Annotated in this window: 22 protein-coding genes; 15 read left to right on the top strand and 7 right to left on the bottom strand. The window is 41.1% G+C overall.

Annotated elements, in window-relative coordinates; translation table 11 throughout:
- Positions 1-35: 35 nt before the first annotated feature.
- Positions 36-830 (bottom strand): TraX family protein, encoded by a 795-nt coding sequence (locus tag JZO85_RS11660; protein WP_207108705.1) that lies wholly within the window; start codon positions 828-830, stop codon positions 36-38.
- A gap of 550 nt (positions 831-1,380) precedes the next feature.
- On the opposite strand from JZO85_RS11660, the gene JZO85_RS11655 reads away from it, so the two are divergent.
- The 9 genes from JZO85_RS11655 to JZO85_RS11615 all read left to right on the top strand — a co-directional run bounded on the left by JZO85_RS11655 (position 1,381) and on the right by JZO85_RS11615 (position 7,896).
- Positions 1,381-1,800, top strand: a complete 420-nt coding sequence (locus JZO85_RS11655; RefSeq protein ID WP_207108704.1) for a RidA family protein — start codon at positions 1,381-1,383, stop codon at positions 1,798-1,800.
- Positions 1,801-1,998: 198 nt separating this feature from the next.
- Positions 1,999-2,694, top strand: a complete 696-nt coding sequence (locus JZO85_RS11650) for a GntR family transcriptional regulator (RefSeq protein WP_207108703.1) — start codon at positions 1,999-2,001, stop codon at positions 2,692-2,694.
- Positions 2,695-2,707: 13 nt separating this feature from the next.
- On the top strand, positions 2,708-3,058 hold the full coding sequence (locus JZO85_RS11645) for a PTS sugar transporter subunit IIA (RefSeq protein WP_207108702.1): 351 nt from the start codon (positions 2,708-2,710) through the stop codon (positions 3,056-3,058).
- An 18-nt stretch (positions 3,059-3,076) separates the two neighbouring features.
- Complete coding sequence (locus JZO85_RS11640; RefSeq protein WP_207108701.1) at positions 3,077-3,559, top strand: PTS sugar transporter subunit IIB; 483 nt, start codon at positions 3,077-3,079, stop codon at positions 3,557-3,559.
- Position 3,560: 1 nt separating this feature from the next.
- Complete coding sequence (locus JZO85_RS11635) at positions 3,561-4,376, top strand: PTS mannose/fructose/sorbose/N-acetylgalactosamine transporter subunit IIC (RefSeq protein WP_207108700.1); 816 nt, start codon at positions 3,561-3,563, stop codon at positions 4,374-4,376.
- On the top strand, positions 4,357-5,166 hold the full coding sequence (locus JZO85_RS11630; RefSeq protein ID WP_207108699.1) for a PTS system mannose/fructose/sorbose family transporter subunit IID: 810 nt from the start codon (positions 4,357-4,359) through the stop codon (positions 5,164-5,166). The genes JZO85_RS11635 and JZO85_RS11630 overlap by 20 nt, the downstream gene beginning before the upstream one ends.
- A gap of 103 nt (positions 5,167-5,269) precedes the next feature.
- Positions 5,270-5,974, top strand: a complete 705-nt coding sequence (locus JZO85_RS11625; protein WP_207108698.1) for an SIS domain-containing protein — start codon at positions 5,270-5,272, stop codon at positions 5,972-5,974.
- 85 nt (positions 5,975-6,059) lie between these two features.
- Complete coding sequence (locus JZO85_RS11620; protein ID WP_207108697.1) at positions 6,060-7,229, top strand: aminotransferase class I/II-fold pyridoxal phosphate-dependent enzyme; 1,170 nt, start codon at positions 6,060-6,062, stop codon at positions 7,227-7,229.
- Between the two features lie 19 nt (positions 7,230-7,248).
- Entirely contained in the window at positions 7,249-7,896 is a 648-nt protein-coding gene (locus JZO85_RS11615; RefSeq protein ID WP_207108696.1) for a copper homeostasis protein CutC, read from the top strand.
- Position 7,897: 1 nt separating this feature from the next.
- On the opposite strand, the gene JZO85_RS11610 is transcribed toward JZO85_RS11615, so the two are convergent.
- A complete protein-coding gene (locus tag JZO85_RS11610; protein ID WP_207108695.1) occupies positions 7,898-8,905 on the bottom strand; it encodes a YeiH family protein in 1,008 nt (335 codons plus the stop codon).
- 188 nt (positions 8,906-9,093) lie between these two features.
- Between JZO85_RS11610 and JZO85_RS11605 the strand changes: the two genes are divergently transcribed.
- Positions 9,094-9,906 (top strand): LysR family transcriptional regulator, encoded by an 813-nt coding sequence (locus JZO85_RS11605; RefSeq protein WP_242550338.1) that lies wholly within the window; start codon positions 9,094-9,096, stop codon positions 9,904-9,906.
- Between the two features lie 179 nt (positions 9,907-10,085).
- Here JZO85_RS11605 and JZO85_RS11600 read toward each other — a convergent pair whose 3' ends face one another.
- Positions 10,086-11,264, bottom strand: a complete 1,179-nt coding sequence (locus JZO85_RS11600) for a M28 family metallopeptidase (RefSeq protein ID WP_207108693.1) — start codon at positions 11,262-11,264, stop codon at positions 10,086-10,088.
- Between the two features lie 261 nt (positions 11,265-11,525).
- Between JZO85_RS11600 and JZO85_RS11595 the strand changes: the two genes are divergently transcribed.
- The 4 genes from JZO85_RS11595 (at position 11,526) to JZO85_RS11580 (ending at position 15,234) form a co-directional block, all read left to right on the top strand.
- Positions 11,526-12,422 carry an AraC family transcriptional regulator gene (locus JZO85_RS11595; RefSeq protein ID WP_207108692.1) on the top strand — a complete coding sequence of 299 codons (897 nt, stop codon included), beginning with the start codon at positions 11,526-11,528 and terminating at the stop codon, positions 12,420-12,422.
- A gap of 181 nt (positions 12,423-12,603) precedes the next feature.
- Positions 12,604-13,176, top strand: coding sequence for a LemA family protein (locus JZO85_RS11590; RefSeq protein WP_207108691.1), 573 nt, complete (start codon positions 12,604-12,606; stop codon positions 13,174-13,176).
- Between the two features lie 15 nt (positions 13,177-13,191).
- Positions 13,192-14,502, top strand: coding sequence for a TPM domain-containing protein (locus tag JZO85_RS11585; RefSeq protein WP_207108690.1), 1,311 nt, complete (start codon positions 13,192-13,194; stop codon positions 14,500-14,502).
- A gap of 264 nt (positions 14,503-14,766) precedes the next feature.
- Positions 14,767-15,234: a VOC family protein gene (locus JZO85_RS11580; RefSeq protein ID WP_207108689.1), complete on the top strand. Its 468-nt coding sequence runs from the start codon at positions 14,767-14,769 to the stop codon at positions 15,232-15,234.
- Between the two features lie 36 nt (positions 15,235-15,270).
- Here the strand turns inward: JZO85_RS11580 and JZO85_RS11575 are convergent, their stop codons facing one another.
- A complete protein-coding gene (locus JZO85_RS11575) occupies positions 15,271-15,885 on the bottom strand; it encodes a TetR/AcrR family transcriptional regulator (RefSeq protein ID WP_207108688.1) in 615 nt (204 codons plus the stop codon).
- 103 nt (positions 15,886-15,988) lie between these two features.
- Here JZO85_RS11575 and JZO85_RS11570 point away from each other — a divergent pair, with 103 nt between their 5' ends.
- Positions 15,989-17,167 carry an alpha/beta fold hydrolase gene (locus JZO85_RS11570; protein ID WP_207108687.1) on the top strand — a complete coding sequence of 393 codons (1,179 nt, stop codon included), beginning with the start codon at positions 15,989-15,991 and terminating at the stop codon, positions 17,165-17,167.
- Between the two features lie 42 nt (positions 17,168-17,209).
- Here JZO85_RS11570 and JZO85_RS11565 read toward each other — a convergent pair whose 3' ends face one another.
- The 3 genes from JZO85_RS11565 to JZO85_RS11555 are packed head-to-tail and all read right to left on the bottom strand — an operon-like array spanning position 17,210 to position 21,106.
- Positions 17,210-18,961: an ABC transporter ATP-binding protein gene (locus JZO85_RS11565; RefSeq protein WP_207108686.1), complete on the bottom strand. Its 1,752-nt coding sequence runs from the start codon at positions 18,959-18,961 to the stop codon at positions 17,210-17,212.
- Positions 18,951-20,672, bottom strand: coding sequence for an ABC transporter ATP-binding protein (locus JZO85_RS11560; protein ID WP_207108685.1), 1,722 nt, complete (start codon positions 20,670-20,672; stop codon positions 18,951-18,953). Before JZO85_RS11560 ends, JZO85_RS11565 begins: the two co-directional genes overlap by 11 nt.
- Entirely contained in the window at positions 20,669-21,106 is a 438-nt protein-coding gene (locus JZO85_RS11555) for a MarR family transcriptional regulator (RefSeq protein WP_207108684.1), read from the bottom strand. Before JZO85_RS11555 ends, JZO85_RS11560 begins: the two co-directional genes overlap by 4 nt.
- Positions 21,107-21,366: the final 260 nt, after the last annotated feature.

Here is a 21,366-nt window from a genome sequence, read left to right as displayed (position 1 = left end):
AGAAATTGTATAGCTTTTTGCGAACAAGGTCAAGTCTAGCGTTGGATGAAAAAACTAATGATGGCAAAAAGTGCGATGTGTGCGGGATAAAAAATGTAAAAGAAATTCCGCATACTGCGGCCTTTTTCGCCATTGTATAAAATAATCGGAATAGCTGCTAAGCACATCATCCATTGATAATTAAGTGTAAATGCGTGCTGCACGCCGCCGCCAAAAATCAATGTAATGATTGCGATAATTAGTAATGACGCCACTTGTAATAAACGCTTGCCGTGGAAAAGATAGAACAAAACGGACAATAGAACAAAGAGCACGCCGCCTTCTGTTAACATCAAAGTAGGAACCAGTAGAGTGAAGCCTTGGAAGAAAAACATCCCTAATTTTGAATCAAAGAGGTTGCCACCATACAACAGTACCATTGCTAAAACACTTAAGATCGTTGGAACAAGAAACCAAATCAGCCCTTTAAAGAAGGTCTTTTTTTGTTTAAAATATTCGCAGGCCTGCATGTAGACAGTCCCTAAGAATAATGTACCAAAAATATTGTTGAACACGATCGTATCATTGATGGAAAAATAGTGATTAAGAATCATATCAATGATCCCCATCAACCAGTAACCTGCTAACAGACGAAACATATATTTTTTACGATTGCTCGTGTGAATGAACCCTTCAGAACTTTCAAACAAGAAAAGCGGAGCCGCGATTCGACCGATCCAATGAAACCACATAGGCACCCCTAAAAATAGAAAGAACTCTCCAATGTGGTCGATCACCATCGTCACAACCCCTAATACCTTTAACTGGAAACCAGTCATTCCTTTATTCATAAAAAAACCCCTCTCAATTTATAAGGTAACAATACTGATTTTTTTCAAGACGCTCCATTTATTGAACGAACAATCAGCTTACAAAAATGAGAGACTGAAATGTCAGAAAATTCTTTCTACTTATTGACAACTAAGGAAACCTCCGTTATCATTACAATCATAAATTAATTTAAATGCCATTTAAATTTAATTTTTTAAAGGAGAATTTCTATGAACGCGACGACTACTGAACAAATGATTATTAGACTGAGGACTTGAGACTTGTTTTGAAAAAAACAGTTTGAAGTCCTGTTTAACATTTGTTGAGTGGGATTCTCCAAAGCATCCCGCTAAGAAATTAGTGAGATGCTTTTTTTACTAGTTTTTGCTGCTCAAGGGCATATCTAGTGGAAATAAGCGGATCAATATTATTCTAGCTATCAGTAAGGAAACACCATTTTTAAAAGAAAATGCAAGTGGGTTAAATGGTCTGGCTCAATCGAAGCAATCGATTAAGTCTCGAGAGCATACAAATTAGAGCCTAGCAATCAAAAAAAGGAGTGGGAAAAAAATGGAAAACAATGCAGCAAAGGTGAGTGTTAAGGAAACAGCAATCTACACGGTAGAAACAGAGAATGCACCAAAAGCAATCGGACCATACGTTCAAGGGAAAGTTGTAAATGGTTTGTTGTATGCTTCCGGACAAATCGCGTTAGATCCAGCAAGCGGAGAAATGGTTGGTGAAACGATTGAGGATCAAACCCAGCAGGTTTTACAGAATGTGGGCGGTCTTTTGAAAGCTGTTGATGCAGATTATGATCAAGTGATAAAAACGACCTGCTTCTTGAAAAACATGTCTGATTTTGCGGCCTTCAATCAAGTCTATGAACGCTTTTTTGATAACGAAAAACCAAGTCGCTCATGTGTTGGTGTCGCTGCTTTACCCAAGGGCGCTCTGGTAGAAGTAGAGATAGTAGCGGTAGTAAATTAACAACAACTGTGTTCGATAACTTCAATTGAGTCTTCCGATTTTATTGGAAGGCTTTTTTCGTGTAATAAAAGGGGAAGGTTGTATTTTTGATGAGCGTAAAATAGATGCTATTTAGAAAACGCTTGCATAAATTATTTTCGGATGGTATTATCAATGTGTTAACAGGTTAACGTGTTAAGTTGTAAGAGGAGGATTTTTATGGCCATATCAAAATATGAAGAGATAAAACAAGATATTATCAAACGTATTCTTTCAAAGGAATTTCAGCCAGGACAAAAAATTTCTAGTGAAGCAGAGTTGAAAAGTAAATACAATGTCAGCTCAACGACAGTCGTAAAGGCTCTTAATGAGCTTGTCTCAGAAGGCTATGTCTACAGAGTTCAAGGAAAAGGAACCTTTGTAACCAAGGCACTGAGGGGTACAACGGTACGCTATTTTGAAAATGATTATAAATATGTTGATCGCAGTGATGAACGTACTGAAGTCCTTTCTGTCAAAAAAGAGTCTACTTCAGAGATTATCGGTGAATTTGAGGAAGGGATCGAGGTTCAAGAAATTACTCGCTTGAAATATGCCGGGAAAGATCCAATCCAATTAACGATTACCTATATGGATTCAAATTATATTCAGGGAGCATCGAAGGAACAGTTGAAATCAATCTATGATACTGTTCGTGAAAAGAAAAATATCAATCTATTCAATAATCGATTTGAAGAAAATTTCAAGATTCTATTTCCTGTACCTGATGAGATTAAAAAATCACTTCAAATTACTGGTGAGGAGCCAGTAGTTCTTATGACACAAAAAACCTATGCATCGGACAACAAATTAATTGAATTTATTCTTTCGTATAAAAAGCATAAATACTTTGATATTACTGTGACATCGGTATAGGAGGATAGAAAGAATGATCATTTTATGTGGACATGGCAAGTATGGGGAAACGATCAAAAATAGTTTAGAAATGATCGCAGGAAAACAGGAGCATATTTATACTGTTGATTTTACGGAAGACATGTCCGTCAGCGATATACTCGAGCGGTATAATGAACGAATTTCAGTAGCTGCAGACAATGTATCGATTTACTGCGATATTCCTGGAGGAAGTCCGGCAAATGCGGCTTTATTAGCCAAAAGAAATAACGAAGGCGTTCGAGTTTTTACTGGGTTGAATTTATCCATGATGCTCAGCTTGGTCATGGGAGAAGAGATTGCGCAAAGCTTGATTGATGCTAAGGAATCAATCAAAGAGCTTTAGAAATTGGAGGCGAGAAAAATGATTGTTAATGTTCGAATCGATGAACGTTTGATCCATGGTCAAGTAGCAACTATGTGGACGAACCACTTAAAGGCTAACCGGATTATGGTAGTTGACAATGAAGTTGTTAAAAATGAGATGGAAAAAGATGTTCTTAAGATGGCTAAGCCTAATTCAGTCAAGCTCAGTATATTAACAACAAAAGGTGCTTCTGCAAGGATAAAAAATGGACAATATGATGATGAGAAGGTCTTCCTGATCGCTAAAAATCCTAAGACACTCGTTGAACTGACGGATAACGGAGTGGTACTGGAGGAAGTAAATGTCGGCAATATGTCGGCGAAGAAGGGATCAAAGCAAGTAGCAAAATCGATCGGGGTCACTCCAGCAGATATTGATGCGTTCAATCATTTAAATGAGAAAGGGGTCCGTTTAGTAGCACAAATGGTACCAAACGAAGATAAAAGTGATTTTATGAAACTATTGAAGGAGGGGCATTAATATGGAATTAGCTACCTGGCAAATTACTGTCTTAATCATCTTTTCGTTCTTTTGTATTTTGGACAATTTGACTTTAGTAATCGGTATGCAGTTTCCCGTAATCGTTGGAACGATTGCTGGACTTATTGTAGGCGATGTCACTTTAGGATTAACAATCGGTGCTACTTTACAATTGATGGTACTTGGTGTTGGAACTTATGGAGGCGCTTCCGTTCCAGATTTTACAACCGGTGCGATAGTCGGAACAGCCTTTGCACATGTATCGGGGAAAGGGATTGAATTTGCTTTAGCTATTGCAGTCCCCGTAGGTTTGTTGATGGTTCAATTGGACGTTTTGGCAAGATTTGCCAATACTTTTTTCTTACACAGAATCGATAAAAATATCGAAGAATTGAATACCAAGGGAATCGCCAGAAATACGGTTTTAGGAATGTTTCCTTGGGGATTATCACGAGCGATTCCAGTCGGTATCATGCTGATTTTTGGTCAAAAAGTAGTCGATGTCATCGTAAATGATATGCCGGATTGGTTGATGGGCGGTTTGAAGGTAGCTGGTGGGCTGCTTCCTGTAGTTGGGATAGCTGTACTTCTGAAATATCTGCCTACAAATAAATATATTGCCTATTTAATAGCGGGGTTCTTCTGTGCCGCCTATTTGAAAGTACCGATGTTAGGGGTTGCTATGGTTGGATTGGCTTTAGCGATCAATCACTTCAATCGTAAGGTCAGTGAGGACAAGAACGCAGAACTGACGCCTGTTGCTGCTGACACAAATCTAACTTTAGGGGGCTACGAAGATGGAGAATATGAAGAATAGTACGATCACTAAAAAAGATCTTTTTCGCGCCAGTTATCGCTGGCTGTTAGGAAGCCAAATCTGTTGGAACTATGAGCGTATGATGTCTACCGGTTATCTCTACACCATGTTGCCGTTTTTAGAAAAGAAATATGGAGACAATAAAGAAGAGCTTAAAGAAATGCTGGAAACTCATAATCAATTCTTCAATTGTAATCCAATGATGGGGCATTTTATTGTCGGAATAGATCTGGCAATCGAGGAACAGGAAGGCTCTGAATCAAAAGAAGTTATCACAGGGATCAAAACCGGTTTGATGGGGCCATTTGCCGGAGTAGGTGACACAATATTTGGGGTGTTGCTTCCTACTGTTTTGGGATCGATCGCTGCTTACATGGGACAAAAAGGAAATGTGACAGGTGTGATCATCTGGCTGCTGGTTAATATTGCTGTTTGTATTGCCAGATTTACTTTTCTTCCCTTTGGTTATAAACAAGGGCTCAAATTGGTCAATGAATTTAGTGATAAACTGAACGCTTTGACAGATGCGGCGATTTTACTGGGGGTTACGGTCGTAGGAGCTCTGATTCCTACAGTTATTACAGCAAATGTATCCTTTGTTTATAAATCCGGCGAAGTGACAATGAAACTACAAGAAATTCTTGATCAGATCATGCCTGCATTGATTCCGGCATGCTTAGTTGCTCTAGTTTACTGGTTATTAGGTAAAAAGGGGATGACCTCGACAAAGGCTATTTTATTAGTGATGGTACTGTCGATTATCTTTTATAATCTAAGAATTTTAGGCTAGCAAAAGAGCGGTTGATTTTTACCTTATTAAGTCGTTCGTTATGTTTTAGCGAGATACAGCAGTTTGGAAAATAAAGACTACAAATGAAAAGGGAGAATGGAAAATGACATTAGAATTTTTCGAAGAATGCAAGCGAATCACAAAGGTTCTTGAAGAAAATGAGAGAGAAAATATTTCGAAGGCTGCTCAGATCGTAGCTGAAGGCATCATGAATGGCGGGATTACTCAAGCCTTCGGCAGTGGACATTCCTATGCAGCTGCGATTGAAATTAGCGGGCGTGCAGGTGGGCTGATTACCTCTAAGACAATCATGGACCCAGCCGGCGGAATGTATGAACAATGTGAGGGTGTCGGGAAAACGTTGATGCATAAAGTTATGGTCATGCCTAACGATGTTTTCTTTTTGATCTCAAACTCAGGAAGAAATCCAATGGCTATTGAAATTGCGGAAGAAGTAAAAAAACGCGGCAACAAACTAATTGTCGTAACAGCCTTGGATATTTCAAAGGCATCGACTTCGCGTCATCCTAGCGGAAAGCTATTGTATGAATTTGCGGATGTTGTATTGGATAATCATTCTGGCTTTGGCGATGCTGCTTTGGAGATAGAAGGATTAGATACGAAGGTTTGCGGCACATCTTCATTTGCGGCAACATTGCTTTTACAACAAACAATGTTTGAAGCGATAAAAATCATGGTAGAAAAAGGCTTTGAGCCGCCCGTATACATGAGTGCAAATATTGATGGTGGACATGAACGTAATTTAGCGATCGAAGACAAGTATGCTGACCGTATCTTCCATATTTAAAAACGAAGCCTGAAACTTGTTTTTCAAGTTTTAGGCTTTTTAGAATTTCACATGAAGAATGCTGCTGCAAGATAGGAGTATAGAAGTGGAAACAATTGCAGAAATCAGAAAAAAGAACTATTCAAAGAAATGGTCACGTTATGGTGATGAAGATATTTTGCCTTTTTGGATCGCTGATATGGATTTGAAGTCACCAGGGTTTTTAGAAGAGCATTTGATTTCTAGAGTTCATCAGAATTATTTCGGATATACGGATATTCCACAGGAAGTAAATCAACGAATCTGTGAGTGGTACAAAAAACAGCATGATTGTGTAGTAAAAATAGAGGATATTCTTTTTACAACAAGTGTTTTGCACAGTTATCAAGTAATCCTTGAAACGTGTTTATCAACAAGTGGAAAAATAATAGTATTCACACCAAGTTATCCACCGTTGATAACTATTGCAGAAAATAGTGGTATCGAAGTAATTGAAATACCGCTCCTGTATGTGGATAACAGTCATCAAATAGATTTCAACAAGGTAGAACAATTACTCAATGAAGATTCACAAATTGAGGCAATTGTTTTATGCAACCCGCATAATCCCGTCGGTCGAGTCTGGAGCATGGCTGAAATTGAAGAAATTAAGCAGCTGACACGATCTAGAGGGTTGTGTTTAATTTCAGACGAGATTCACAGTGATCTTGTATTCAATAATTATTCATTCTACTCGGTTTTACGAAAAAGTGATCCTGTGGAAAAAGTAATCGTACTTTCGTCCCCAGCAAAAACGTTTAATGTTGCAGGCATTAAGGCTTCGTATGTCATTACAAAAAATGTTCAGTTGAGGAAGCAACTAGAAGGAGTGTTTAAGGCAAACGGCTTGAATGATTTAGATTTGTTTGCCATCGAAACATTGAATGGTCTTTATGGAAATCCAGCGAAGGCGCGTCTATGGTTAGAGCAGCTGATTGAAATTTTAGAAGAAAACTATCGCTATCTTGAAAGGATTTTTGCTGACACGAAACGTGCCGAATTAATCAAATCAGAAGGTACGTACTTAGCGTGGCTTCGGATCATAGATAGTTCCTGTAAGGACTCCAATGAAATCAGGGCGATGCTGAAAGAAAAGTATGGCGTTGATGTACATGAAGGTGCCATTTTTAAGGAGATTAATGGTATGTACATTCGGATAAATTTTGGCTGTCCAATGGCGCTTTTAGTAAAGGGAATGGAGCGTTTGATAAAAGCAATCGAAGAAAATGCAATCTAATTAGATAGGAGAGTTTGGAGTGGACAAAGATAAGGTAATCAAAGAATTTTGTGCTGAGAATTTTGAAAAGATACCTCAGGCAATTGCTGCAGGAGCTGGCAGGATCGAACTATGTGACAATCTTGCAGAAGGAGGGACAACACCAAGCTACGGTGTAATAAAACAAACACTTTCCTATGCGAAAGAAAAAAATGTCCCCACCATGGTCATGATCAGACCAAGGGGCGGGGATTTTGTTTATGATGAAGCTGAAGCGGCAATCATGAAGGACGATGTGAAGATTTGTAAGGATTTACAAGCAGACGGGATCGTTTTTGGCTGTTTAAAAGACAATTGGTTAGATGAAAAGCTGATTCAGTCACTCCTAGCTCAAGCTCAAAATATGGCAGTCACGTTTCACATGGCGTTTGATGAGCTGAGTAAAGAAAATCAATTTCGAGCAATTGATTGGTTAGCCGAAAACGGTGTTGATCGTATATTGACCCATGGCGGGAGCGGAGAAAAGCCAATTTCTGAAACGACGTCACATCTATTAGAGCTAATCACGTATGCGAATGAGCGAATCATTATTCTGCCGGGAGCTGGCATTCGATTTGATAATGTAGATCATTTACTAGCGACATTAAATCTCTCCGAGGCACATGGAACGCAGATTGTTTCTATTTAGTCTAAATACCCAACAGAAAAATAAACACCAGCGCAGCGGTTGTTTGAACAGCGCCGACGGATAAGCCGTAAAGCAGGAAGCGCGGACCTTCTTTTAAGAATTTTCGGAAGTCCAACCGTAATCCAATGGCTGCTAATGCCGTTGTTTCAAACCAAGTACTAATGAAATGCGCCCCATTATTGAACAGCGGCGGCAATGTGAAAAAGCTGTTGATAACACAGAAAATCAAAAAACAGGTAACATACCATGGGATCGGGAATTTTTTCTTCGATCCTTTTGTCGTGACAATACCGTCATGCTGGGCTTTTCGTTCGAATACGAAAACGACCACCACTAAAAAAATGATGCGAGTAATTTTAAAAAGCATCGCATATTTGACGGTTTCTGGATTGATCAAGCTGGCTCCGGCAACGACTTGTCCGACGGATTGCAGAGTTCCGCCAAGCAGAGCACTCTTGCTTAATAAAGCATCCCCGAATAAAGAAAGACCTAAAAAGGGCAGCGTCAGCATCATTATTGTTCCCAGCAAATTGACAAGAGTAATGATTTGTCCTTTTTCTTCGTCATTCGCTTCAATCGAAGGGGCGATCGCACCAATCGCTGATGATCCGCACACCGCATTTCCACCAGCCATCATCATGGACATTTTTTCGTTGAAGCCCAGTTTTCTTCCGATCCAATACGCCCCGACAATGACGGTCGCCATAATCAATAGAATAAAGAGCAGTCCCTTGACGCCCATTTCCCCGATGGTTTGAAAAGTTACCGTGAATCCCAGTAAAACGACGGAATATTCTAATAAGCGGCTTTCAGAAAATTTGGTGCCGGCGGCTAAAATTGGTTGCTTAAATAAAGTGTTTCCTAAAATGATTCCCAGCAAAATCGCCAAAGTTGCTCCGCCTAGTTTGGGCAAAAGCAAGGCGGCAGATTTGGCTAAGATTGCCACACCGATAGATAGGCCTAACCCTGGTAAAAAGGGTTTGGTTTTTGTATAAAAACGAGTAAACATCGTTCGACCTCTTTCTAATAGTTGATAGTTTCTGCAGAATTTTGTGTACACAGTTTCTTTTAACAAGTAGGATTAAAAGATTTTTCACCGGCTTTTCATTTGCATAACAAATTATAACTGATATCTTTTATTATTATAATTTATTGATATAATACCTTAGATAGAAAAAGATAATGGAAGTGATTACGATGTTTAAGTGGCTAGAAACCTTCAAAGTAGTATATGAAACAAAAAATTTTTCGAAGGCTTCGGAAATTTTGTTTATTTCCCAGCCAACGGTTTCTTCTCAAATCAAGCAGCTAGAAAATGAATTTGGCACACAATTGTTTATTCGCAGTGGTCGGAAGGAGGTGCTGGTCACACCGCAAGCCGAGATATTGTACGAGCGCGTTGTCGACTTGATGGATGATTGGGATAAGCTGTATCAAGCGGTCCAAACGAATCAGCAGCAAATCGTCCGTTGTGTGATCGGCGCTTCTCATACCTTTGCTAATTATGTTTTGCCAACTCTTTTGATCCAATTACATCAAGAATTTCCGCAGATTCGTTTTAGTGTTCGGATGATGAATTCACTAGAGGTTTTACAAGCGGTGGAGCATCATACGGTGGATATCGGATTTATTGAGAAGCCCTTATCTGCACCTAATATCAAGCGGTTCTCATTGATGGAGGATCAGCTGGTTCTAGCCGGTGACACAATCAAGGGTCCTTGGCTGGTGCGTGAAAATACTTCCGGTGTGTACTATTATACGAAGCGATTTTTAGAAGAGAAGGATATCGATGGTCCCGTCATGGAAGTCCAAAATAATGAGGTTATTGTGGGGCTGTTGAAGCAGGGATTCGGCTGTTCCTTAATTTCAGAGCTGGCGGCAGAGGGAATTGCTCATCAACGCTTGGATGATAGCTATAAACGCAATTTCTATTTGATCCGGCGTAAAGCCGGTGCATCTGCTGATATTGAAAAATGTGCTGATTTTATTTGTGAGTGGAGCAAGGAATAAAAATACTAGAAATTGATAAGAAAAGCTTTGCGAACTCGTTCTGCTTAATGCTAATTTAGCAGCGGCTGGCGGAGTCACACCATTGTGTAGAAACGCCGGCTATCGAAAAATTTGGTAGTAACGTTTTTAAAATATGAAAAAACTGTCTGCTAAAACAACAGACAGTTCGAACTAAGAAATCAGGGTGTCGCTGCTTGGCTCAACTCAGCTAAAAATAGTACGGCTTCTGCTAAACGCTGATAATCAATGATAGTTAAATTATCTTTTGGCGTGTGCATGACGGCTTCCATCAATAGGGCTATTTGTGTCGAAGTGACCGCGACCGCCGGGATACCCGCTCCGGCAAATAGCATATGATCTCCCATCGGCCAAGGATCAACCTTTTCGACGGTTGGATAATTTGCCGATAAGGTGTCCAATTGTTTGGTCAGCTGTTCCGAGCATTCATAGAGTGAGTAAGAGATGGTGCTGTCTTGCATACCGACACCATCGACATTAAAGGCGAATGCATACTCTGCCGGTTGATTTAGTGATTGCTCCATAAAAGTCATTTCACCAGGCATCGAATAATAATCCTCGCCATTAAATAAAACAAATTCAAGCTGATTATCCAACTCAGTTTGAGCCAGCTCCTCAGCTAGAGCTAGCAGCACTGCTACACCTGACCCATCATCTAACGCGCCGGGGGTGGTTGGCTTGGTATCGATATGAGCCGAATAAACGAATTTCTTTCCTGTACCTAAGGTTGCAATCACATTGGCTGCGTTCGCTGCTTTGCGTTCGGTCATTAGACGCAGAGTAGCGTTTTTCTTCTGTAATAATGCAGATAAGAATTTACCCTTGATTGTTCCACATGGAACAGAAAAGTCGCCATCTTGAATGATCGGTACCGGGACCTCTTCAAGAAAACTCACGGTGATGACGGCTAAAGGCTGTTTTTGCTCCAGCTCACGAATAATCGTTTGATGGTCTTCAGGGTTCCAAAAAATCATGCTTTTTGGCATAAGCGGTTCTTTACATAAGTCTCCGTACATCACGCAAATCTTATTGGTCAAATCAGCCTCTTTCAATTCTTGGATCGTTTGTACACAGATCAGTTCTCCGCTGACCTCGCAAGGCAGTGCATATTCCGCTGCCGCAACTTCAACCGATTGACCATCTACAATTAATTCAGCCCCATTATTTTGCCAATCCATACAAGAAAACTCCTGCAAGCGAACATCATACCCTAATGATCGAAGAATTCCCGCAGCGTAATCAACAGCGGCCTTATTGCCAGCTGATCCAGTGGCTCGCGGTCCGATTTCCTGACACAGCTTTTCCATGTGACGAACTAAATTCTTTTTGATGCGTTTCATTTAGCAACACTCCTGCCTATTTTATCGTATTCATTCCTAAACGGTCTATCCTTCCCTCAAGCTTTTCGATAGTTGATTTGTTGTGTATCCATTTCTGTTTTAAACAATCGAAACCAGTTGGACGACGTGCCATTTAGTTGATACCATAAGTATAGAAGAGACCTGGAAGCATTTCTTGACCTTCCTTGTGATTTTTTGGAGAGTCGCTAGAGTCGTTTAAGTAGAGAAATACTAAGTAAGAAAGAGACGTGGAGGATTATTATGGCGAAATTGGAACGTGCAGCGGCAGTTACTCGCATGCAAATGTACATTGAAGAAAATTTAGATAAAGATATCACGCTGCATATTCTCGCTCAGCAAGCGGGCTACTCACCGTGGCACTCTGCCAAAATGTTTAAGGAGTATACGAATACCTCCCCGTTTGAGTACATTCGTAAATTACGTTTATCCAGGGCGGCTTTGGTTTTGCGAGATGAGCAATTGCGTGTAATCGATGTGGCATTGGATTTTGTCTTTGATTCTCATGAGGGGTTCACCCGAGCATTCCGCAAACAATTCGGTGTCACTCCGAAAAGCTATCAAAAAAAGACACCGCCCATCCCCTTGTTCACCCCTTACCCAGTCGAAAGCTATTATTTAATGGGGGAGGAGCGTGGGGATCTGCCGCCCTTATCGAAAAATTTGCATGTTCGTTTAATTCATTTCCCAGCCCGTAAACTGATTTTCTTATGTGGGGAGAAGGCTGAAAGCTATATTGAATACGCGCGCGAGGTAGGCTGCGATGTGTGGGGGATACTTGCCAGTATCAAAGAAGCCCTGTATGAGCCTGTAGGTCTTTGGCTGCCTGAAAATATACGGCCAGCAGGCGCTTCAGCATATGCTCAAGGCGTTGAAGTTCCCATTGATTACCAAGGAATGATTCCTGAAGGCTTTGAGCTGCTGACGTTGCCGGCATGTACGATGCTGCTGTTCCAAGGAGATCCGTATGATGAGTCTCGATTTGATGAAGCGATTCCTGCGGTAATGCATCAGATCGATCGTTATGATCCGCAAGAGAACAATTGTCAGTGGGCAGAAAATGAAGCGCCGCGTATTCAACTAGAACCGCAGGGCTATCGCGGCTATATAGAAGCTCGTCCAGTTCATTTTAATTTGTAAGAGCAGGAAAAAATTTTTTACTGCGAATGTGTTTGTATTATATGAAGGAAAAAATCAGGGGATTTTTTTGTCAACCACTTAGCCGAAAAATCAGTCGAAAGTCTGAGGTGCAGGTTTCCCCGAATGATATAATTAGCTCAATCACACAGAATAAAAAAATCAGAAAAAGGTTGGGATAAAAATGAAACGAAGAGGTTCAGGACTTATTGTTGGAATTGTCGTCATCGTTCTGGCAATCGGCGCATACTTAATAACGACATATAACTCATTGGCATCAGCAGAAAACGACGTGGACGCAAAATGGTCGCAAGTGGAAAATGTGATGCAGCGACGGGCAGATTTGATTCCAAATCTAGTAAATAGTGTCAAAGGCAGTATGAAACACGAAGAAAAAATCGTCAAGGAGATCACTGATGCGCGTAAAGCCTATAATGGTGCAAAAACACCGGCTGAAAAAAATGCAGCGAATGATCAAATCGATCAAAGCTTAGGAACAATGGTGAATGTCATCCAGGAAAACTATCCGACATTGGCTTCAAATGAAAATGTTAAAACGTTGATGGTCCAGCTGGAAGGAACAGAAAACCGAATTTCAGTTGAGCGGAAAAATTATATTGAGCAGGTCAATGACTACAATCAAAGCTTGGTTCGCTTCCCCAAAAACATGGCAGCGAAAGTTTTAGGCTTCGATAAAAAGGCGAACTTCAAGGCCGATGAAAAGGCCAAGGAAGTACCGGATGTCAGCTTTGAATAAGAATGGGTGAGGAAAATGAGAAGGGAACAGCGTACTTCAGGGAAACAGCTCCATCAAGAGGTCGTTGAGAATTATCGTAAGGTGCGTAAACGCAATGGGCTATTTTCCATAGTGTTAGTGATTGTGATGTTGGTCAGCGGGTTCAGTTTGTTCAATCTTTTCTCGAACAGCGACTATAATGATAAAAAGGCCGCCTATGATCAGCAATTGACGACCTTGGATCAAGAACGAGAAGATATTTTGTCTGGTAAAAAGGTCACCGTCAGCCAATCCTTCAAAACCACCATGAATGATAATTTGGCAAATTTGAAGGAATATCCTAAGACGGCCAATAATTATGACGTGGCGATCAAGGATACAGATGGGCATTTAACCATCAATAAGAATAATATTTTTGTTTCTGATAATGCTCAGATGCTGAGTCAGAAAACAAAGCAAAAAATCTATCAATTGAATAAGCAATTAGCCGCAAGTACTAACGGTGCCCAATTTGAAGTAGTCACAGTACCGCAATTGCCTCGGGGCGAAGATATTGAATCTTATGCCAACAAGATCTTCAATCAATTGGGGATCGGTGATAAGAATGAAAACAATGGGGTCTTGTACTTAGTAGCTTTAGATGAACGAGAATTTCGTTTGGAAGTAGGGTATGGCCTGGAAGGCCTGATTCCTGATGGAAAAGCCGATGACATTATCAATGATGATGACGTGGTAGATGCCTTCAAGGATGAGGACTATGATACGGGTGTTAACCAAGTCTTGGATGAAGTATTCGCGATCATGAATACGAAGACGGCTTTGGTAGATTCACAGATCAAAAATGTGAAGAGTCAACGAACAAAGCTGATGTTCTTTCATTTGACGGGGATGGTAGTCTTAGGTCTGCTTTTCTTTGTCAGTCTCCTATTAGTAGTCAATCTTTTACGAGCACGTGTCTTCTTAAAAGAGAATTACAAGAAATATCAGTCCGAAACAGCTTCGATCACTGGTGAGACAGAATTACAGCGCAAAGTTAAACACACGGAGCTTTACCAAATTCTATTAAGCGGTTTAATCGTTGGAATGTCTGTAGGAGGAATCAAACGGGCGATCATCCAAGGGAAGTTGCTTAGAAATCCTTCTGCTCAAAAGAAAATGTTTGGTCGCATCTTAATCGGCGACACCTTATATTCCGGTAATGGGGATGTATTGACGACGGCTTATTTAGCCTCAAACTATAATTCTAATAACTGGTCGGATAACGATAGCGGCTCAGGCGGCGGCTCTTCTTGGGGCTCCTTCGGCGGTGGTTCATCAGGCGGCGGCGGAGCGTCAGGCGGATGGTAATTTAGATAATTGCGAAAGCCTGGGAGATCATGGTCAATGATTATGAAGAAATGACGGGCAAAAAGCTTACTTATATAGAAGCAAAATAATTTTGAAAAAACTGGGGTCGAGTGATTCCAGTTTTTTTGAGTAAAATGAGATGAATTTACTAGACATAGGTCAGTTATCGGATAAGAAACATCTATATGAAATTTAGCAAGCATGAAGCAACTTTTTTGTGATATAGTAAACAATGATGTAAACGCTTTAAAAAGGAGGAGTTTAATGGACTATCAAGGACCAATGCTGGTGGTAAAAGATATGGAGCGGTCAAAAGCGTTCTATCGAAAAATTTTAGAAGTAGATATCATTTCTGATTTTGGTGAGAATGTGACATTTAATGGTGGTCTATCGTTGCAAACAGAGGAATCATGGATACAATTTACTGGTTGCAGCAAGGAAAGCTTTAACTATCAGAACAATACGGTTGAATTTTATTTTGAGACGAAGGATTTTGATGGCTTCATCGAGCGAATTAAGAATGAGGACTTAGACTTTTTGCGAGACGTCGCAACGATGCCTTGGGGACAAAAGGTAGCCTGTTTTTACGATCCAGACAAGCATGTGATTCAAGTCGGCGAAGATCTGACAGTCATGGTGAAGAGACTTGCCGCAGATGGAATGACCGTGGAGGAGTTAGGAGAAAAGACATTTCTTGGCAAAGAAATGGTAGAGAATATGCTGAATAGCTAAAAGTTAGTTGAGGGCCGCAGCCTTCAACTAACTTTTTTATTTTAGGCTTTGCGTTGTCCAGTTTTCGTAAAGAAAAGTGAAGGATCCTGGAGGCGCTTGAAGACTGGATTCCAGCATTTTGGCTAATGCTTTCAGCTTCAACTGGACTTCCTGCTCGGTCCAGGTAAATAAACCGGGATCAAGTAAAAAGATAATCGGCGAAAGCAATAGTTCTGCTGTTTGTTCCGTATGTGCACAGACAAAGGTCTTTTCTTCAACACCTTGCTGTAAAATTCCACTGACGATAGGTGCCAGCTTTTGCATGATAAAAGCATTGGATTTCTGATGAATCGCGGCATTTTGGGGCTCATGCAAAGCACTGTCCAGTGCACGATCTACTGCGGTAGAGCGATAAAAAAAGAGTAATAATTTTATTTTTTCCAAAGCAGGTGCGTCGACAGCAGCTAGTTTTGTTCGACAAGTTTCAATGACGTAGTTATACTGACGTTCCACCAAAGCATCTAGTACTTCTTCTTTGCTTTTAAAGTAGTAATAAAGCCCGCCCTTTGCGATTTTGGCTTTACTTGCAATATCTTGAACGGAAGCGGTGCCGGCTGTTCCCTCATAGAGCAGTTCCTGCAGGGCATCCAATATCAAATCTCGTTTGCTCATTGTATCAACCTCCGAAATTAGTATACCACAACAAGTTGACCATCGTTCAAAAACTTGTTATGATGAAGTTGTTGAACGGTGGTCAAAAAAAGGAGGGCTTGTTTTGTTGGTAGTAGGTGTATTTATTTTCATTCTATTGGTACTTGCTTTGTGCAGTTTGGTATTGCTGATTAAATTCTTCGTTTTTCTTTTTAAGCGTTTACGGGGACAGAAGACGGCCTTTCTGACGAAGGGAATCAAAAAAGGAGTTTTGGGAATGCTGGTGGTCATTACTTTAGGAATAATTCTAATAGTCGCGACTCAGCTAACCGCAGGGACACCAAAAATTGCTGGAGAAAATAGTATAGCAGAGCTGAGGGCCGTTCAGTTGAATGGCCGTAAGGAATGGATCAGCATTCGTGGGGAAAATCGAAATAAACCGCTGCTGCTCTTTTTAGCGGGTGGTCCCGGTGGTTCTCAATTAGCAGCAACACGATTTGAGCTTGCGAAGCTGGAGAAGGATTTTGTCGTCGTCAATTGGGAGCAGCCAGGCTCAGGAAAATCTTTTTCAGCGATTTCGAGAAAGCAACTAACTCCTGAAATCTATGTGAAGGATGGGACGTCGTTGGTTCGTTCATTGCTGAAAGAATTTAAGCAGGAAAAGCTTTATCTAGTGGGAGAGTCTTGGGGAAGCGCGTTAGGGATTTTCATGGCAAAGGAGCGTCCGGATTTGTATCATGCATTTATGGGGACTGGGCAAATGGTTGCTTTTGAAGAAACAGAAAAGATCGATTATGCCTTAGCGCTGAAACTGGCAAAAAAAAATGGGGATCAGAAGGTAGTAGATACTTTACGGAAAAATGGTGAGCCGCCCTATTATGGCCGTTCAGTAACTACTCAAAGTGCCGTTTATCTAAATTATCTGAATCAAATCATGGCGCGAAATCCTGAGATTCAGAATGCTGGTTTTCAAACAATCCGTGATCTTTCAGCAAAAGAGTACGGCTTGCTGGATAAAGTCAATTATCTCCGAGGGATCTTGCAAACCTTCAATCAAGTTTATCCGCAGCTTTATGGGATCGATCTGCGAAAGGGGTACTTGAAATTAGAGGTTCCTGTTTATTTCTTATTAGGCAGGCATGATATGAATGCGCCAGTGGATTTAGCTGAGGATTATTATGACCAATTAGAGGCTCCCGCAAAGGAAATTATTTGGTTTGAGCATTCAGGTCATAGTCCTTGGATCAATGAGAGGGAACGCTTTGTTGAAGTAGTTCGGCAGATTGCAGAAAAGACAAAATAAACCCAGAGTATCTACGAAAGGCATCGTGGATACTCTGGGTTTTTAATTTTCGAATTGTGCTTGATGCAGCTGGTAATAACGCCCATGTTGAGCCAATAATTCCTCGTGAGTTCCTTGTTCAACAATATTTCCGTCGTTAACCACTAAGATCAGGTCAGCTTCACGGATCGTTGAAAGCCGGTGGGCAATAATAAAGGAAGTTTTATTGGTCATTAATTGCCCCATGGCTTCTTGGATATGCCATTCAGTTTGCGTATCCACATTAGATGTTGCTTCATCAAGGATCAATAATTCGGCATTAAGCAGCATCGCCCGGGCGATCGTCAATAATTGTTTTTGTCCCTGCGAGATCGCTAAGCCATCCTCGGTCATCACCGTGTCGTAGCCTTTTGGCAATTGTGCGATGAAATCATGGATATGAGCCGCTTTGGTTGCTCGAATCACATCTTCTAAAGTGGCGTCTTCATTCCCATAGGTCAAATTCTCAAAGATTGTCCCCGTAAAGAGCCAAGTATCCTGCAAAACCATCGCATATTGTTTTCGCAAACTGGCTCGGGTCGCGTTTTTGATATTTTGTCCATCTAAATAGATCGTGCCGCTATCAGGATCGTAAAAGCGCATCAATAGATTAACGATGGTTGTTTTTCCTGCTCCAGTCGGACCAACGATGGCCACGACGCTGCTGGCAGAGATATCAAAAGAGAGGTCCTTGATGACCGGCTGTTCTTTTTGATAGCTGAAGGAAACATGGTCAAAACGAATATCTCCGCGGGCCTTTTCAAAGACGTGGGCATTTGGTACGTCTTGAACCTCGGGACGTTCATCCAATAGCTTGAAGACACGCTCAGCAGCAGCAATAGAGGATTGCAGATCACTGAAAATATTTGCCAGCTCATTGATCGGGCCTGAAAATTTTCGTGAATACAGCACAAAAGAAGAAAGCTTACCTAAGGTTAATTGACCAAATAAAAATAGAAAGGCGCCTAAAACACTGATCAATGACAGTGAAACATTGTTGATGAAGTTCACGGAAGGCCCCGTCATACTACCGTAGTATTCCGCATTATAATATGCAGTCATAGCCTCTTCGTTTTTCTTTCCAAAGCGAGAAATCATCGTTTCCTCCTGATGATAGACTTTGGTCGTTTGTTCACCAGACAAAAGTTCCTCTGTTAAACCATTTAATTCCCCCAGCTTAGCAGAACGCTTCCGGAATAGGGGCTGAAACTTATTCGTTAAAAAGCGTGTCAATAAAAGCGAAGCGGGTACGGTGACTAAGAAGATCGTCACCATTAATGGCGAGATCACTACCATCATTACAAAGGAGCCGATAATGGTCACTAGGCTGCTCAGTACTTGGACCGAATCGCTTGCCAACGAAGTATTGATCGTATCGATATCATAGCTCATACGGCTGACGATATCGCCGGTTTGGTGCTGATCAAAATAGCCGACAGGCAGTGAAACGATTTTATCGAAAAGGTCTTTCCGTAAACGAAAAGCAATTTTTTGACTTAAATAGATCATTAGCCGGCTGATAGTATAGCTTAAAATCGCTGAAGCTAAATAGAAGCCGACCATCAAGCTGCAATAGAAGAAAACCTTTTGGAACGCCACATTGCCTTTGCCGATTTGGATCGCATCGATCGCGTAACCAGATAGAAGCGGTCCAACTAAAGCAAACAGATTACTGGCAATGGTCAATAGTACCGCCAGCAGTAACAGCCATTTGAATTGATACAAATATCCCCATAGCCGGAGCAGCGTACCCTTGCGTGAGTCCTTATTCTTCAATGGTTTGCCCTCCAGTCTGTCCTTGATAAATTTCTTGATAGGTTGGATTGGCGGCTAATAATTCCTCATGAGTACCGTAGCCAATCATTTTCCCCTTGTCTAATAGCAAAATTTTATCAGCATGTTGAACCGAGCTGACTCGTTGCGCAATCAATATTTTCGTTGTCTCAGTGAAATGCATCCGCAAGGCTTTTCGCAAGTTTGCATCGGTATGATAATCCAACGCACTAGAGGAGTCATCTAGGATAAGCAAATCCGGTTGGCCAATCAAGGCACGAGCTAAAAGTATCCGCTGTTTTTGCCCGCCGCTGAGGTTTTGACCCTTGGCTTCCAGGCGATAGTCCAAGCCTTCTGCTAGTTTATCGATGAATTCACGAGCCTGCGCATCATCGATTGCTTGCTGGATTTGGTCTTCTGAAAACGTTCGGCCAAATAGAATATTCTCCCGAATGGTATCGGCAAAAAGAAGATCCTTTTGCAGTACGGCCCCGATTTTTTGATGCAAAGCATCCAGTGAGTAATGCTTGATTTCTTGTCCATCAAGTAAAATCTGTCCAGAGGTCCGATCATATAACCGTAAAATCAGGCTAGCAATCGTGGTTTTTCCACTGCCGGTAGCTCCCATGATCCCTAAAGTTTCCCCAGGATCAACGCTGAAACTGATCTTTTCAATTGCCGGACCGCCATCAGGATAGGTGAACGTCACATGATCGAAAACTAATTTAGTAGAAGCGGGCTTTCTTTGATCTAACGTTCCAGGAACTAACGAAGCCTTTTTGCGTAAAACCTCATTAATCCGATTGGCGGAAGCTAGACCGCGAGAGTATAGGACGAAAATTCGCGTGATCGAAAGCATCGCATTCAAAATAATTGTGAAATAGGTAAGGAAGGCTACAATAACTCCTGGTTGTGTCAAGCCGTCATTCACTCGATAGGCACTGACTACAATGACTAAGGTCAAACCTAAATTTAAAAATAGATCCAAAAGAGCAGGAGAGGCAGCCAGCGTTACATTGGCTGTTGTTTCGGCATTCACTAAGGATTGGTTTACATGTTCAAAACGTTGACGTTCAAAGGCTTCCTTTGACAGAGCTTTAATGACACGTGAGCCGGTCACATTTTCTCGAACGGTCAAAACAAGCTGATCCACTTGCTTTTGCAGCTTGCCAAAAAGCGGCACGCCCTTTTTCGAAATATGCGTCACCATCACAAAGATAATCGGCATAACTGCGACTAGGACTAGAGTCAAAATCGGATCCAAGGTGGTAGTAATCACTATTCCGCCTACTAAAAGAATTGGTGCGCGAATCCCCATCCGCATCATGACACCTAAGGTCAAATGAATATTGTAGGTGTCAGATGTTACACGTGAAACTAATGAGGAAACACCGATATCCTCAATCTGAGTTGTATCTAAATAAGTAATTTTATGGAATAAATCGCCGCGAATATTTTCCGTCGTGTCCTTGGCGATCCGCGACACCATTCGATTGGCAACGATGTTTGCCCATAAGGCAAAAGCCGACGCGGCCAGCATTACACCGCCCCAAAAAAGAATTTTGTTAGGATCTTTTTGCGGGATGACATGATCCAATATATAAGCCAAATTCCATGGGAGAACCAGCTCCATCATAGTCCCTAAAAATTTAATAATAGCGCCTAACGTGACACGAGAACGATAGGGTTTCAAATAATTAATGATTAATTTCATTTTTGCTCCTTACTGCATAGTTCTGTTTCTGCTTTTTCCATCATTGCCCGTAATCCAACCAACACAGCTTTTTGTTGTTCCGCTGGTATCTCTGCTAATAATGTTTGGTTCCATGCTGCTAGAATTGAACGGATTTCAGACTCCAGCGCCAAGGATTTTTCTGTTGGAAAAATTCTTAGCCGCCGCGCATCGTTCTGATCGCTTTGACGAGTGATAAAGCCTTTTTGCTCCAGCTGTGCTAATTGCCGCGCAACATTGCTTTTATTAATAAAGATTTTACAGGCCAGCTGCTCCTGTGAAATTCCCGGGTCAGCACAAACGCTCAATATATAGGCATGATGCATTTCTCCTAACCCCAGCTTTTTAAATTCTTTTTCTCGATATAAAGCCGAAAGCTGTGCGATACGATTGATCATCTTAACAAAAGAATCCACTTAACTATACCTCCCGATAAACCAGCAATTACCTTATTTAACAAGCATATAATAGTATAAGGTAAAAAAGTTGCGGACGCAACGAATGTGAGCCATCACTTTTTTAAAGCCGACGATTATAGAAAATTGGCGGTTTTTTCCTGTTTTCATGTGCAAAAATTAACATTCTTTACGTAAACATAACAATCTTTATTTTATCTTTGCACAAACTTGATGGTGTCTTTACACTGCATCGGTATACTTCTTATCAAAGGGCGCCG

Origin of the sequence: Candidatus Enterococcus murrayae (assembly GCF_017315985.1) — a bacterium.
Lineage (GTDB): Bacteria > Bacillota > Bacilli > Lactobacillales > Enterococcaceae > Enterococcus_A > Enterococcus_A murrayae.
The sequence above is the reverse complement of the archived record's forward strand: the minus strand, read 5'-3'. Positions and strand labels throughout refer to the sequence as shown.